Origin of the sequence: Chelativorans salis, from assembly GCF_025336525.1 — a bacterium.
Lineage (GTDB): Bacteria > Pseudomonadota > Alphaproteobacteria > Rhizobiales > Rhizobiaceae > Chelativorans > Chelativorans salis.
This window is the reverse complement of sequence record NZ_JAOCZP010000001.1, coordinates 406935-420353: the sequence shown is the minus strand read 5'-3', so window position 1 is coordinate 420353 and position 13419 is coordinate 406935. Positions and strand designations below refer to the sequence as shown.

13 protein-coding genes are annotated in these 13419 nt (G+C 64.0%); 7 read left to right on the top strand and 6 right to left on the bottom strand.

The genetic code is table 11. The features are described from left to right. Positions 1–75 precede the first annotated feature (75 nt). Positions 76–1308: an ABC transporter substrate-binding protein gene (locus N5A92_RS02065; protein WP_260900153.1), complete on the bottom strand. Its 1233-nt coding sequence runs from the start codon at positions 1306–1308 to the stop codon at positions 76–78. A gap of 203 nt (positions 1309–1511) precedes the next feature. Between N5A92_RS02065 and N5A92_RS02060 the strand changes: the two genes are divergently transcribed. Continuing rightward, on the top strand, positions 1512–2552 hold the full coding sequence (locus tag N5A92_RS02060; RefSeq protein ID WP_260900152.1) for a LacI family DNA-binding transcriptional regulator: 1041 nt from the start codon (positions 1512–1514) through the stop codon (positions 2550–2552). A gap of 54 nt (positions 2553–2606) precedes the next feature. After that, positions 2607–3614, top strand: coding sequence for an aldose epimerase family protein (locus tag N5A92_RS02055; protein WP_260900150.1), 1008 nt, complete (start codon positions 2607–2609; stop codon positions 3612–3614). 32 nt (positions 3615–3646) lie between these two features. On the opposite strand, the gene purU is transcribed toward N5A92_RS02055, so the two are convergent. The 5 genes from purU to N5A92_RS02030 are packed head-to-tail and all read right to left on the bottom strand — an operon-like array spanning position 3647 to position 7976. After that, positions 3647–4507 (bottom strand): formyltetrahydrofolate deformylase, encoded by an 861-nt coding sequence (purU, locus tag N5A92_RS02050; protein WP_260900149.1) that lies wholly within the window; start codon positions 4505–4507, stop codon positions 3647–3649. Positions 4508–4563: 56 nt separating this feature from the next. After that, positions 4564–5367: a 3-methyl-2-oxobutanoate hydroxymethyltransferase gene (locus N5A92_RS02045; RefSeq protein WP_260900148.1), complete on the bottom strand. Its 804-nt coding sequence runs from the start codon at positions 5365–5367 to the stop codon at positions 4564–4566. Further along, positions 5364–6557 (bottom strand): NAD(P)/FAD-dependent oxidoreductase, encoded by a 1194-nt coding sequence (locus tag N5A92_RS02040; RefSeq protein WP_260900147.1) that lies wholly within the window; start codon positions 6555–6557, stop codon positions 5364–5366. Before N5A92_RS02040 ends, N5A92_RS02045 begins: the two co-directional genes overlap by 4 nt. 5 nt (positions 6558–6562) lie before the next feature. After that, positions 6563–6877 (bottom strand): MocE family 2Fe-2S type ferredoxin, encoded by a 315-nt coding sequence (locus N5A92_RS02035; RefSeq protein WP_260900146.1) that lies wholly within the window; start codon positions 6875–6877, stop codon positions 6563–6565. A gap of 22 nt (positions 6878–6899) precedes the next feature. Continuing rightward, on the bottom strand, positions 6900–7976 hold the full coding sequence (locus N5A92_RS02030) for a fatty acid desaturase family protein (protein ID WP_260900145.1): 1077 nt from the start codon (positions 7974–7976) through the stop codon (positions 6900–6902). 135 nt (positions 7977–8111) lie between these two features. Here N5A92_RS02030 and N5A92_RS02025 point away from each other — a divergent pair, with 135 nt between their 5' ends. The 5 genes from N5A92_RS02025 to N5A92_RS02005 all read left to right on the top strand — a co-directional run bounded on the left by N5A92_RS02025 (position 8112) and on the right by N5A92_RS02005 (position 13351). Next, entirely contained in the window at positions 8112–9143 is a 1032-nt protein-coding gene (locus N5A92_RS02025) for a LacI family DNA-binding transcriptional regulator (protein WP_260900144.1), read from the top strand. Positions 9144–9285: 142 nt separating this feature from the next. After that, a complete protein-coding gene (locus N5A92_RS02020) occupies positions 9286–10119 on the top strand; it encodes a TIM barrel protein (protein ID WP_260900143.1) in 834 nt (277 codons plus the stop codon). A 230-nt stretch (positions 10120–10349) separates the two neighbouring features. Beyond that, complete coding sequence (locus N5A92_RS02015) at positions 10350–11294, top strand: sugar ABC transporter substrate-binding protein (RefSeq protein WP_260900142.1); 945 nt, start codon at positions 10350–10352, stop codon at positions 11292–11294. A gap of 112 nt (positions 11295–11406) precedes the next feature. After that, on the top strand, positions 11407–12450 hold the full coding sequence (locus tag N5A92_RS02010) for an ABC transporter permease (protein ID WP_260900141.1): 1044 nt from the start codon (positions 11407–11409) through the stop codon (positions 12448–12450). A gap of 121 nt (positions 12451–12571) precedes the next feature. Beyond that, on the top strand, positions 12572–13351 hold the full coding sequence (locus tag N5A92_RS02005) for an ATP-binding cassette domain-containing protein (protein ID WP_260900140.1): 780 nt from the start codon (positions 12572–12574) through the stop codon (positions 13349–13351). The last annotated feature ends 68 nt before the right edge of the window (positions 13352–13419 follow it).

Here is a 13419-nt window from a genome sequence, read left to right as displayed (position 1 = left end):
TCTCCCCCGGGGTGTGCCGATTGTGTGTGGATGACCGCCGGAGCGTGTCCGGCGGTCAGTCAGGTCATCGCGGCGTCAGTCGGCGTTGGCGATGATTTCGGCGAAGCGCGCCTGCGCGTCTTCAGGGGTGATGTTCGTGTCGCTGAAGAACTCGGTCATCAGCCCCTCGATCTGCGTGTTGGTGTCGGGGCTTACCAGCTGGTTCACCGAGGTGACGACGCCGCCCTCGGCAAGGATCGTCAGTCCCTTCTTCATGCAGTCGTTGGCTGCGTCGAGATCGACATCCGCGCGGATCGGCAGCGAACCCTTCTTGAGGTTGAAGGCGACCTGCGTCTTGGCGTCGAACATGACGGAGGCCAGTTCCTCTTGCGCCTTGCTCTGCGCCTCGTCATCGATAACGGGGAAGTAGAACGCGTCGCCGTCGGTGGAGATGATCTCGTTGACCCCGAGCCCGGGTAGGCAGGTGTAGTCCTCACCTGCAACCTCGCCCGCGACCTGGAACTCGCCCTGCGCCCAGTCACCCATGATCTGGCCGCCCGCCTGATCGGTGATCACCATGTTCGTGGCCTGGTTCCAGTCCTGCACGTTGGAGCCCTGGGCCATTTCCCGCGCATCTGCGGCGGCGGCGAATATCTTGGCCACTTCCGGTCCCGCTGCGGCCTCGGCGTCCTTGTCCTGATAGACCTTGAGGGTCAGATCCTTACCGCCGAGCGCGTTCATGAGCACGTTGAAAGCACCGGAGCGCTGCCAGGGCTGCCCGCCCATCGCCAGCGGCACCTTGCCCGCCTCGCGCAGCTTCGGCGCTGCGGCCACGAACTCGTCCCAGTTGGTCGGGACCGGGATTCCCGCATCCTCGAACGCCTTGTTCGACAGCCAGAGCCACTGCCAGGAGTGGATGTTGACCGGCACGCAATAAATCTTGCCGTCGAGCGTGCAACTCTCGAGCAGCGACGGCGCCGCGATCACGTCGGCCCAGCCCTCGGATTCGGCGACGTCGGTCAAATCCCGCATGAGACCGGCCTCGACCAGTTCCTCGGCCTGCCGGCCATGGTTGAACTGCGTCGCACCCATCGGATCGCCGCCGGTAATGCGGCTGATCATGATCGGCCGGGCCGTGCTGCCGCCGCCCGCGATGGCGCCGTCGACCCACTTGTTTCCTGTGGCGTCGAATGCCTTGGCGAACTCGGCCACGGCCGCGGACTCGCCGCCGGACGTCCACCAGTGGGTGACCTCAAGATCGGTGGCTTGCGCCGCCGTAATGGCCCCTAGAAATGTGGATGCAGTCAAGAATGCTTTGAAAGACTTCATTTCTTTTCCTCCCGTTCGGATGTCCAGGGCTGGACCCGAAAACCAGACACATCGACCTCCACGCCGATGTAATCGATTAAAATCGCTTGATCCTGCAATTTGTAATCGATTACATACTAGCTTGATTTGCAGTGGCAGGGGTGTCAACCCTTTTTCCCATGTGAACCAATTATTTTTTTCGTGATTCGGATGAAATAGGGCCATTGGAAAGAAAGACGCCAAATATTCAGGATATAGCCCGGCTTGCGGGGGTGTCGACCGCGACCGTCAGCCGGGCAATCAGCACCCCTTCCGTCGTCTCCGAGGCGACGCGTGAGGCGGTCTTCGATGCTGTCCGCCGCACCGGCTACCAGATTAATCTGACGGCGCGGAATCTGAGGCGGCGGCGCACCGGTGCCATCGTCGTCATGGTGCCCGACCTCGGCAACCCCTTCTTCTCGCGCATCCTGGCCGGCATAGAGCATGTTGCTGCCCCGGCCGGCTTCTCCGTGCTGATCGTCGACACCAAGCAGCCGCATGCCGAGGAAGGGCAGCTCTTCACCTACCTTCACAACACCCGTGCCGACGGCCTGATCTCGCTCGACGGCTCCCTTCCGCGTGCGCTGCTGGAGCGGCTGGACGGATCCAACGGCCTGCCGCCGATCGTTTTCGCCTGCGAATGGATGGCCGGCGGCCTGTTCTCCAAGGTGGTGATCGACAATGCCGCAGGCGCGGCCATGGCCGTCCGTCATCTTCACAACCTGGGCCACCGCCGCATCGGCCACGTGCGGGGCCCGCAGGGCAACGTGCTGACAAGCGCACGGCTCCAGGGCACCCGCGCTGCCTTGAAGGAACTCGGCCTTCAGATCGTTCCGGAGTGGTTTTTCGACGGTGACTTCTCGCTTCAGTCGGGCGTCGCGGCGGCGCGGGCGTGGCTGGCGCTTCAGGAGAGGCCGACGGCCGTCTTCTGCGCCAGTGACCAGATGGCCTGCGGCTTCATCTCGGAACTGAGCATGGAGGGCTATTCCGTGCCGCGGGATGTGTCGGTGGTCGGCTTCGACGACATCGACATCGCCCGCCGCTTCATCCCGCCGCTCACGACCATCCATCAGCCGCGCAACGATATCGGCGCCGAGGCCGCCAAGCTGCTCATCGAGCGTATCGGCACCGGCATGGTGGCTGCACCCGCCGTGCATGAGGTACTGCCGGTGGAACTGGTGGCCCGCCAGAGCTCCGGGCCGGCAGCTCCGTTGGTGCCGTATTGACGGCGGCCCCATTCTCGCCGATTCCTCTTCCTGCTTCGGATATGTGAGGGGACGATGACGGACGAATTGAAAAAGATCGGCACCTATGAAGGGCGCGACGTTCTGGAGACGACGCTTGAAAGTGCCACTGGCGTCAAGATCGCTGTTATCAGCTATGGCGCCGTAATCCGCGACTGGCAGGTTCCGGTCGCGGGCGGCATGCGTTCGGTCGTGCTGGGCTTCGACCGCATCGAGGACTATCCCGATCACAGTCCTTCCTTCGGCGCCATCTGCGGCCGCGTGGCGAACCGCATAAGCGGCTCACGCTTCGTGCTCGACGGGCGGGAATACCGCCTTCCGGCGAACGAGGGGCCGAACCACCTGCATGGGGGCCCAAGGGGCATCGGCCGGCAGGTGTGGGACATGGAGGTGCTGGACAAGCAGGCGGTGCGCCTGTCGCTCACCAGTCCGGACGGAGAGATGGGATATCCGGGTCGGCTCGACATCGCCGTCACCTACCGGCTCACCGGCAATGCGCTGCGCATCGACTTTTCAGCCGAGACCGACCAGCCGACACCGGTCAACATCGTCCAGCACAACTACTTCAACCTGGTGGACGAGGGCGATATCGGCGGCCACACGCTTCAGGTCCCTGCCGGCGCCTATACGGTGCTGGGCGAGGGGCTGATCCCGACCGGCGAGATCAAGCCTGTTGTCGGCACCCCTCTCGATTTCCGTGCGCCGCGCCGCTTGAGTGACGAGACAGGCGATCCCATCGCCTACGACTTCAATCTCGTGCTCGATACGGGCCGCGATCCCTCCCTGCCCGTGGCGACCGTTGCGGCGCCGGACGGCTCTCTGACGCTGACCCTGAAGACGGATCAGCCGGGGCTGCAGGTCTACACCGGCGGAATGATGAGCATTCCCGTTCCCGGGCTCGCCGGGCGCCACTATCCGCGCTTCGGGGGCCTGTGCCTGGAAGATCAGAATTTCCCCGACGCCATCAACAATCCGCATTTCCCGAACCCGGTGGTGACGCCGGAGCGGCCGTATCGGCATTGGTGCGAAATCGAGATTGGGTGAGGAGTGTTTGGGGGCGGCAGCATACTGCCCCTCTACCCCTTCGCGAACACCACCGTCTTGTGCCCGTTGAGCATCACCCGGCTTTCCAGGTGCAGCTTCACCGCCCGCGCCAGCACGCGGCTTTCGATATCCCGCCCCGCCGCCACGAAATCCTCCGCGCTCATGGCATGCGTCACCCGCTCCGTCTCCTGCTCGATGATCGGCCCCTCGTCGAGGTCCGGCGTCACGTAGTGCGCCGTGGCGCCGATGAGCTTCACCCCGCGCTCATGCGCCTGGTGATAGGGTTTTGCCCCCTTGAAGCTTGGCAGGAAGGAGTGGTGGATGTTGATGATCTTGCCGAAGAGCCGATTCGACAATTCATTGGAGAGCACCTGCATATAGCGGGCTAGCACAACGAGGTCGGCACCCGTCTCCTTTACCAGCGCAAGCAGCCTCTCCTCCTGCTCGGCCTTGTTCTCCCTGGTCACGGGCCAGTGGTGATAGGGGATGTCCTCCGCCTCTGCCGTCCGTCGAGAATCCTCGTGGTTGGAGACGATGGCGACCACCTCGGCGTCGAGCCAGCCGACGCGGATCTGGTAGAGGAGGTGGAGAAGCGCGTGGTCGAATTTCGAGATCATGATGATGATTTTCGGCCGCCGCGAGCGATTGGCGAGCGCTGTCTTCATGTCGAAGCGGGCGATGGCCGGCTCCAGCGCGCGGGCAATCGCGTCGCGCTCCACGCCGTCGGGCGTGGTGAACGAAATGCGCATGAAGAAGCGGTTGGTCTGCCGGTCCCAAAACTGGTTCGACTCGGCGATGTTGGCGCCGAGCGCGGCAAGCTCGGTGGTGACGGCGGAGACAATGCCCGGCCGGTCCTCGCAGGAGAGATTGATGTCGAAGGTCTTTTCGCTCATGGGCTGGTCTCGGTAGGTGCTGGAGGACGAGGCGCGGGTTCAGGTGTATCTATCCCCTATTGCGCCTCCAGCCAATCACGGAAGCGGGAGACTGTTTCCCCGTCCGCCTCCACCTTGTGCCCGGCCTGCGGGTAGGCGCCTGAGCGCACGTCGTCGGCGAATTCGCGATAGGCGCCGATGCGCTCCGCCTGCAGGCGGGCGTATTCGGCGGCGAAGTTGCGGTAGGTCTTGGCGTGGCGCGGCACATGGCTTGTGTTGGCGCCCAGCACGTCATCGGAGAAGAGATACTGCGCATCGCAGCCGGCGCCGGCGCCCATGGAGATCATGAAGAGAGAGGTGCGCTTGGAAATCTCGCTGGCGATCGCCTCCGGCACTACCTCGATCTCCGCCGCAAACGCCCCGGCTTCCTCCAGCGCCTTGACCTGGCTCCAGACGAGTTGCGCCGTCTCAAACGTCTTGCCGACGGCCTTGAAGCCGCCGGTCCAGGTGGCCTTGGAGGGGATGAGGCCGACATGGCCGCAAACGGGAATACCCTCCTCGGCGAGCCGGCGGACGGTCTCCGTGCCGGCCGAGCAGTAGACGGCGTCCGCCCCCGCCTTATAGAGGCGGAAAGCCCAGCGGATGAAATCGTCGGTCGTACCGATCTCGAAGAAGTTGTCGCCGGGGACGGCGAAGACGGTGGGCGCGACCTCCCGGAAGGCGGGGTCGAGCATCATGGAGGGCGGTACCGACACCATGTCGATCTCCGCCCGCTCCGCCGCCTCGGCCTCTTCCAACGTTTCCACGCGCAGCATGGCAAGCTGGCGCCGGCCGCGCAGCGCGCGCAGGTCCGCAATGGTCTTCCTGTTGGGCCTCTTCATGCCGGCACCCCCTTCAAAACCGTTTTTAAATTGACCGCCGGATCCTTCAACTGCGCCGGGTCCGGCCTGATGCCTTTTTCTATGATCATCTCAGCGAGCCTGATATCCTTGGCGACGGCATTGCCGCTCCCCACTCCGCTCGCAAAGACGAGGCGTCCGGTGTCGTCTTGCTGGAATAGGATGAAGGCGCCGTCGCCGAGATCGCGGCGGACATGGCCGAGCGATGGGTCGGGCAAGCCCGCCACCTGCAAAGTGAGATCGTACTGATCGGACCAGAACCAGGGCACGCGGGCATAGGCGTCCTCGCAGCCTAGCATGGCGCGGGCCGCATGCGCTCCCTGGTCCTGCGCACAGCGCCAGCTTTCCAGCCGCACGCGCGCACTATTGAGGGGGAAGGAGCAGCAGTCGCCGGCGGCGAAGATGTGAGGATCGCTGGTGGCGAGCCGACCATCGACGACGATGCCGTTGGCAATCTCGAGCCCGGCCTCCGCGGCCAGCCGCGTCTCCGGCTCCGCACCGACGCCGGCCACCACCATATCGGCCTCGATCACGCGCCCATCGGCAAGGGTGATGCTGTTTTCCCGCACCTCGGCCACCCCCGTTCCAAGGATCAGTTCGACATCCTCTGTCCGGTGGCGCCCGGCCACCGCTTCCGCGATCTCCGCCGGCACGATGCGCGCCATCAGCCGCTCGGCCGCTTCGACCACGGTGACCTCGGCGCCCAGCTTCCGCGCGGTGGCGGCAAGCTCAAGTCCAATGAAGCCGCCGCCGATGATGGCGAGCTTAAGGCCGGGGCCGAGCGCGTCGAGGATACTGCGCGCGTCATCAAGGCTGCGGAGTGTTAACGCCGCTTCCATGCCGGGAAAACGGCGTGCCCGCGCACCGGTGGCGAGAAGGAGCTTGTCGTAGGGAAGGGCGCTGCCGTCAGAAAGCCGCACGCGCCTTTCCGCGCGATCGATGCTTGCCACACGGCTGCCGCGCACCAGCGCGATCTCGGCCTCCGCATAGCGCGCCTCCTCGGCGATGACCTTCGGCGCCGTCGGCGCGGTCTTGGAAAGAGGCGGGCGCTCGTATGGCAGGTGCGGCTCCGCGCCGATCAGCGTGATGCCGCCCTCGTGCCCCGCCTCGCGCAGCGCGAAGGCGGCGCGCACGCCACATTCGCCTGCACCGATGATGAGAATGTCGCCCATGGCGCTCACGCCACGTCGATGAAGACGCGGCCGTCCTCTACCTTGACGGGATAAGTCTTCAGGTCAACGCAGACGGGAGCGCCCTTGGCTTCGCCGGTACGGTAGTCGAAGCGGCCGTTATGCTTCGGGCACTCGATGATGTAGTCCATCACCAGCCCGTCGGCGAGAAACGCATGCTCGTGTGTGCAGATCCCGTCCGTGGCGAAGAAGTCGTCGTCCGGGCTGCGATAGATGGCGAAGGTCTTCCCGTCATAGTCGAAGCGGATCAGGTCCTCTTCCTCCACATCGTCGACGGCGCACGCGTCCACCCATTCGGACATGTCTTGCCTCCTTGGTTGCTTGTTATTCCGCCGCCTGCGGTGCCACGTCGTGGAACTCGGCCCGGTATGGCTTCGCCGTCGGCGGCAACTCGCGCTTGATGAAGTAGTCCTCGTAGCGTAGCTGCCGCAGGAACGCGGGAAGCATCTCGCGGTAGCCGTCAAGGATCGACGTGTTCGGCGCCGGCAGGTCGTGCTTGATCATTTCGTGCAGCTTCGGCAGCGTGTGGTAGGGCACCATGGGAAACATGTGGTGCTCCACGTGGTAGTTCATGTTCCAGTAGATGAAGCGGCTGACCGGGTTCATGTAGACCGTGCGGCTGTTGAGCCGGTGGTCGGTCACGTCCTCCGCGAGCCCGCCGTGCTGCAGAAGTCCCGTCATCACATGGTGCCAGGCGCCGTACAGCCGCGGGCCGCCGATGATGAGGAAGGGGAGGATTGAGCCGGTATAGACCGCGGCCGCCGCCGTGGCGGCGTAGATCGCCACCCAGATGCGGGCGATGCGGATTGCCTTCGGCTGCTCCTGTTCCGGGACAAATGTCTTCTCCTCGGCGCTGATGACACCGGCCGCATTGCGCACCATGTCGACCACGGCATGCCAGACGTCGAGAATGCCGAAGAAGTTGAGCGCCAGGCGCAGGAGGTCCGGCGGCCGCATGGCGACGATCTCCGGATCCCTGCCGACGATGATCGTGTCGGTGTGGTGGCGCGCATGGCTCCAGCGCCAGGTCACCGGATTGCGCATCATGGTGAACGAGGCGATCTGGTAGACCGCGTCGTTCATCCAGCGCGTCTTGAAGGCAGTGCCGTGGCCGCATTCGTGCCAGCGTGAATCGCCGGCCGAGCCGTAGAGCACGCCATAGGCGAGGAAGAAGGGGATCGACCAGAGGGACGGCCACAGCCAGATGGCCGCGACGGCGAACAGAACCGTGGCGCCGAGCCAGATGATGGTGTCGCGGATGGCCGGCCCGTCGCTGCGCTTCATCAGCGCCTTCATCTCCTTGCGGGACACGTCCGTGTGATACCACTCTGCCGAGGCGAGGCCGGTTTCGACGGCGCGGCTGGCGTTCGGTCCGGTAAGGCTGTAATCGCGTTTGGCCATCTCTCTAGCACCTCCTCCGATGACCTTGATGCTACGCATAGGCGTGAGAGTCCTCAAGCCGAATGCAATTTTTTCTATCATTTTCCATCAAATCATGATTAGATTTCCTGATAGATCATTATCAAAGGGGGTTCGATGGGCCGCCGTCCGACCATCGCCGATCTGGCAAGAGAGGCCGGTGTCAGCGTCGCCACCGTCGATCGGGTCTTGAATGGCCGCCACCGCGTCCGCGAGGAGACGGCGCGCCGGGTCTACGAGGCGGCAAGCGAAATCGGCTATCACGCCGCCGCACTCATCCACCAGCGCATCACCGCCGACCTGCCGAAGATGGACTTCGCCTTCCTCCTGCAGAAGGAGGCGCAGCCCTTCTACCAGGCCTTCGGAAAGGCTCTGCAGGAGGCGGCCGGGGCAACCACGGGCGTTCGTGTCAACGCGCATGTCGAGTATGTGAAAAGCCAGACGCCGGTGGAGGTGGCTGAGCGGCTGGAGGCGCTCGGTCAGCGCGCGCAGGCTGTCGCCGCCACCAGTCTCGATCATCACACCGTGACGCAGGCCGTGAGTGCATTGAAAGCCAGCGGCAAGCCTGTCTTCTCGCTGCTGTCCGACTTCGCCCAAGGGGTGCGTGAAAGCTATGTGGGCTTGAACAATCTGAAGGTCGGGCGCACGGCCGCTTGGCTTATCTCGCGTACGGCGCCGAAAGTCGGCAAGGTGGCGGTTTTCGTCGGCAGCCACCGCTGGCACGGGCACGAGCTGCGCGAAACCGGCTTCCGCAGCTACTTCCGCGAATTTGCGCCACAGTTCGAGATCCTGGAGACGCTGGTCAATCTGGAGACCCGGCAGGTCACATACGAAGCAACGCTGAACCTGCTCGACCGATACCCCGACATCGTCGGCTTCTATGTCGCCGGCGGCGGCATGGAGGGCGCGATCGCGGCACTCCGCGATGAGCCGCCCGATCCGCTGCCCTCGGTCGTCGTCAACGAGCTGACGCAGGATTCGGCCGCCGCCCTTCAGGAACATCTGATCGTCGCCGCCATCGCCACGCCGCTCCCCACTCTCTGCCGCACGCTGCTGGACCACATGGCAAGCGCGGTGCGCGACGGCCCGTCGGAGACGCCGGGCCAGCTATTCCTGACGCCGGCGCTGCATGTACCGGAAAGTTTGTGATGCTTGATGATAGGATTCCGATAAGAATCTATCACAAATGATGGATTTACTCGCAGGATTGCGTTGACCGCTCGCGGTCCGCTGATCATCCTCATGCCCACAGGCGGTGGCCGCCGTTCGGCCCGCCAAGGAGGATTCCATCATGACGTCAGACATCCCTGCTTTCGCGCTCAATCACATGTGCGCACCAGGTCTTTCCATTCCCGACTTCTTCGTCCTGGCCAGGAGGCTCGGCGCAACCGGCGTCGAAATCCGCAACGACATCGCCGGCACCGCCATTGCCGACGGCACGGAGCCGGCGGCGGTCGCCCAGGCCGCCGCCGCGCGCGGCTTGCGCATCCTTTCCATCAACGCGCTGCAGCGCTTCAACGCCTGGGACGAGGCGCGCGAGGAAGAGGCGCGCGCGCTTATCGCCTATGCGAAGGCGTGCGGGGCGGAGGCCCTGGTGCTGGTGCCCGCCAACGACGGCACGGGCCGGGCGAATGGCGAGCGCCAGGCGAACCTGCGCATTGCGCTGAAGGCGCTGCGGCCGATTCTGGCCGAGAACGGGATTGCCGGCCTCGTGGAGCCGCTCGGCTTCGAGACCTCCTCGCTACGCTACAAATCCGAGGCGGTGGAGGCGATCGACGCCCTTGGCGCCGGCGACACCTTCCGCATCGTCCATGATACGTTCCATCATCATCTGGCCGGCGAAAGGGCGCTTTTTGCCGCCCATACCGGCCTTATGCATATCTCCGGCGTCACCGACGGCGCCATCGCCACCGCCGAAATGCGCGACGGCCATCGCGTTCTCGTCGACGAGCACGACCGGCTCGACAATACCGGCCAGATCGCAGCACTTCTCGCCGCCGGCTATGAGGGGCCGCTGTCATTCGAGCCGTTCTCGGAGGCCGTCCACAGGTTGCCCGATCTCCGCGTCGCGCTCGCCAGCAGCATGGATCATATCACGGCGCAATCGCGCCGCCGGGCGGCATGAAACGAACGAGAAAACGGAATACGCCTTGACGTGGCGGCAGAAAATGGAATAAATATTTTATATCGATGGTAGAACGGTGGTGATGTTCTATTTCCAGGAGGGAGGAGGCGCGGAATGCGCCGCGCTCCCGGTGTGCAAGCCACTGGAAATTCTCGCAAAGATTCCCGCTAAGGGGATTCCGGCCAAACAGGGGGTGCTACCGGACACCCATCGTGTGGAGGAGCAATCTGATGAAAAAGCTTTTGTTGGGCGCTGCCGTTTCGGCGCTGATGACGACGTCGGCCTTTGCCGAAACGATCGGTGTCTCCATGGCGCTGTTCGACGACAACTTCCTTACCGTGCTACGCAACGGCATGCAGGACTACGCCGACGAGATGGACGACGTTGAACTGCAGGTCGAAGACGCGCAGAACGACGTCGGCAAGCAGCTCAACCAGATCCAGAACTTCATCGCCTCCGGCGTCGACGCGGTGATCGTAAACCCGGTCGACACCGACGCCACGGTCGCCATGACCAAGGCGGCTGCGGATGCCGGCGTACCGCTGGTCTATGTCAACCGCGAGCCGGTGAATGTTGATGAGCTACCCGAGAACCAGGCCTTTGTGGCTTCCGATGAGCGTGAGTCCGGCACCTTGGAGACGCAGGAGATCTGCCGTCTCCTTAAGGAGCAGGGCAAGGGCGACGGCGCCAAGATCGTCGTCATGATGGGTGAGCTGTCCAACCAGGCCGCCCGTCAGCGCACCCAGGACATCCATGACGTGATCGCCACGGACGAATGCTCTTTCATGGAGATCGTCGAGGAGCAGACGGCCAATTGGAATCGCACCGAGGCCGCCGACCTGATGACCAACTGGCTCTCGGCGGGTCTCGAGTTCGACGCGCTTGTCTCCAACAATGACGAGATGGCTATCGGCGCCATCCAGTCCATGAAGGCTGCCGGCATTTCCATGGACGAGATGCTGGTCGGCGGTGTCGACGCCACCCAGGATGCGCTGGCCGCCATGGCCGCCGGCGATCTCGACGTGACCGTGTTCCAGGATGCGGCGGGCCAGGGCAAGGGCGCGGTCGACACGGCGCTGAAGCTCGTGCGCGGCGAAGAGGTCGACCAGAAGGTGTATATTCCCTTCCAGCTCGTCACGCCCGAGAACATGGAAAAGTTCACGAGCATGAACTGACACGCTTAGGCTGAGCTGTCGGGGGGGGGGGGGGGGCCCCCCCCCCCCCCCCCCACGACCAGACGGCGGCCGGCCCAAAGCCGGCACGCCCGCCAAGGGAGGTATGGCCGTCATGACCGAAGGAACGGTGACAAATCAGGCGGAACCGGTTGCCGCGCCGGCAACGGTTGAAGGCGGAAAGCGGCAGCGCTCTCATGAGCTGAATGCGCTTATGGGGCTTGTCGGCATCGCGCTCATCTTCGAGATTCTCGGCTGGGTTTTCCAGGGGCAGAGCTTCCTGTTCAACGCTCAGCGTCTCAGCATCATCATTCTCCAGGTCGCGGTGGTGGGCATCATCGCCATCGGCGTGACGCAGGTGATCATCACCGGCGGCATCGACCTTTCATCGGGCTCCATCGTCGGCTTGACGGCCATGGTCGCCATGAGTTTTGCCCAGGTGAGCACCTATCCGCGCGCCGTCTATCCCAACCTTACGGACCTGCCGGTCATCATCCCCGTGCTTATCGGCCTGGGTGTCGGGCTGGGAGCCGGCCTAATCAACGGCGCGCTGATCGCCTATACGCGGATCCCGCCCTTCATCGCCACGCTGGGCATGATGGTCACCGCGCGCGGCGCCGCCAAGTGGTACACCCGGGGCCAGCCGGTCTCTTTCCCCACCGACAGCTTCGCCGCCATCGGCCAGGGTATGACGCCGGTCTTCATCTTCCTGGCAATTGCCCTGCTTTTCCACGTGGCGCTGAAATACACCGTCTACGGCAAGCACACCTATGCCATTGGCTCCAACGAGAGCGCGGCAAGGGTCTCCGGCATCAGCGTCGAGCGGCATCTGATCATGGTGTACGCGATTGCCGGCATGCTGGCCTCGTTGGCCGGCATCGTCATCGCCGCCCGCGGCCTCACGGCGCAGGCTGGCATGGGCACCATGTACGAACTGCAGGCGATCGCCATGGCCGTCATCGGCGGCGTGTCGCTCTCGGGCGGCCGCGGCTCGATTGTCGGCACGGTTATCGGTGCCGCCATCTTCGGCGTCATCATTTCCGGCTTCACCTTCCTGAGGCTGAGTGCCTACTACCAGGAGATGATCATGGGCGCGATCATCGTCGCCGCCGTGGTGGCCGACGTGTACCGCCAGAGATACCGCACCAGTGCGCGATAGAGCAATTCCAGGGAAGGTGGGAATCGGTTTTCCGTCCGGAATTGCGACAAAGAAAAGGTGTATTGGATCATCGACTCCGTGAAGCGATGATCCGATCCCGGCAGGAAAGTGGGAGGATAAAATGGCGAATGACGGCATTGTCCTGAAGACCGAAGGTCTGACCAAATACTACGGCGGCGTGCATGCGCTCGAGGATGCCGACTTCACCCTCCATGAGGGCGAGCACGTGGCCATCGTGGGCGACAACGGTGCCGGCAAGTCCACCTTCGTGCGCCAGATCACTGGTGTCGAGCAGCCGACGGCGGGCAAGATCTTCTTCGGCGGTAAGGAGGTGGCCTTCAACAGCCCCATCGACGCGCGCGACTTCGGCATCGAGGCGGTGTTCCAGAACCTGGCGCTTGCTGACGACCTCGACGTGCCGTCCAACATCTTCCTCGGCCGCGAGGAGACCTATTTCAACCTCGGGCCCTTCAGCTTCCTGAACGAGAAGAAGATGTACAAGAACTCGATGGAAGCGCTGGAGCGGACGGGCGTGAAAATTCCCAACCTGCGCAACAGCATCGCCAACATGTCGGGCGGCCAGCGCCAGTGCGTGGCGATCTCCCGTGCCGCCAGCTTCGCCTCCAAGCTCATCATCATGGACGAGCCGACGGCCGCACTCGGCGTGCAGGAGACGACGCAGGTCGAGAACATTATCCGCGGTCTGAAGAAGCAGGGCATCCCGCTGATCCTTGTCAGCCACAATCTGCGTCAGGTCTTCAACTTGGTTGACAAGATCTGGGTGTTCCGCCGCGGCAGGATCGCCGGCATGCTGGAGGCCGACAAGACCGACGGCAACGAGGTCGTCTCGCTGATCACCGGCGTGAAGACCGGCGTCCACGAGAACGCGAGCTATATCTGATCCTCCCCAACTGCCCGGCGGCGTCGCGGCGTCGCCGGGCTTTGTTTGGGTTCGCGCAAGCGGGTTTG

What these genes read in the sequence shown, in the direction of transcription:
- N5A92_RS02065 (WP_260900153.1), bottom strand. Translation starts at nt 1,308, where the DNA reads ATGAAGTCTTTCAAAGCATTCTTGACTGCATCCACATTTCTAGGGGCC.
- N5A92_RS02055 (WP_260900150.1), top strand. Translation starts at nt 2,607, where the DNA reads ATGACGGACGAATTGAAAAAGATCGGCACCTATGAAGGGCGCGACGTT.
- purU (WP_260900149.1), bottom strand. Translation starts at nt 4,507, where the DNA reads ATGAGCGAAAAGACCTTCGACATCAATCTCTCCTGCGAGGACCGGCCG.
- N5A92_RS02045 (WP_260900148.1), bottom strand. Translation starts at nt 5,367, where the DNA reads ATGAAGAGGCCCAACAGGAAGACCATTGCGGACCTGCGCGCGCTGCGC.
- N5A92_RS02040 (WP_260900147.1), bottom strand. Translation starts at nt 6,557, where the DNA reads ATGGGCGACATTCTCATCATCGGTGCAGGCGAATGTGGCGTGCGCGCC.
- N5A92_RS02035 (WP_260900146.1), bottom strand. Translation starts at nt 6,877, where the DNA reads ATGTCCGAATGGGTGGACGCGTGCGCCGTCGACGATGTGGAGGAAGAG.
- N5A92_RS02030 (WP_260900145.1), bottom strand. Translation starts at nt 7,976, where the DNA reads ATGGCCAAACGCGATTACAGCCTTACCGGACCGAACGCCAGCCGCGCC.
- N5A92_RS02025 (WP_260900144.1), top strand. Translation starts at nt 8,112, where the DNA reads ATGGGCCGCCGTCCGACCATCGCCGATCTGGCAAGAGAGGCCGGTGTC.
- N5A92_RS02020 (WP_260900143.1), top strand. Translation starts at nt 9,286, where the DNA reads ATGACGTCAGACATCCCTGCTTTCGCGCTCAATCACATGTGCGCACCA.
- N5A92_RS02015 (WP_260900142.1), top strand. Translation starts at nt 10,350, where the DNA reads ATGAAAAAGCTTTTGTTGGGCGCTGCCGTTTCGGCGCTGATGACGACG.
- N5A92_RS02010 (WP_260900141.1), top strand. Translation starts at nt 11,407, where the DNA reads ATGACCGAAGGAACGGTGACAAATCAGGCGGAACCGGTTGCCGCGCCG.
- N5A92_RS02005 (WP_260900140.1), top strand. Translation starts at nt 12,572, where the DNA reads ATGGCGAATGACGGCATTGTCCTGAAGACCGAAGGTCTGACCAAATAC.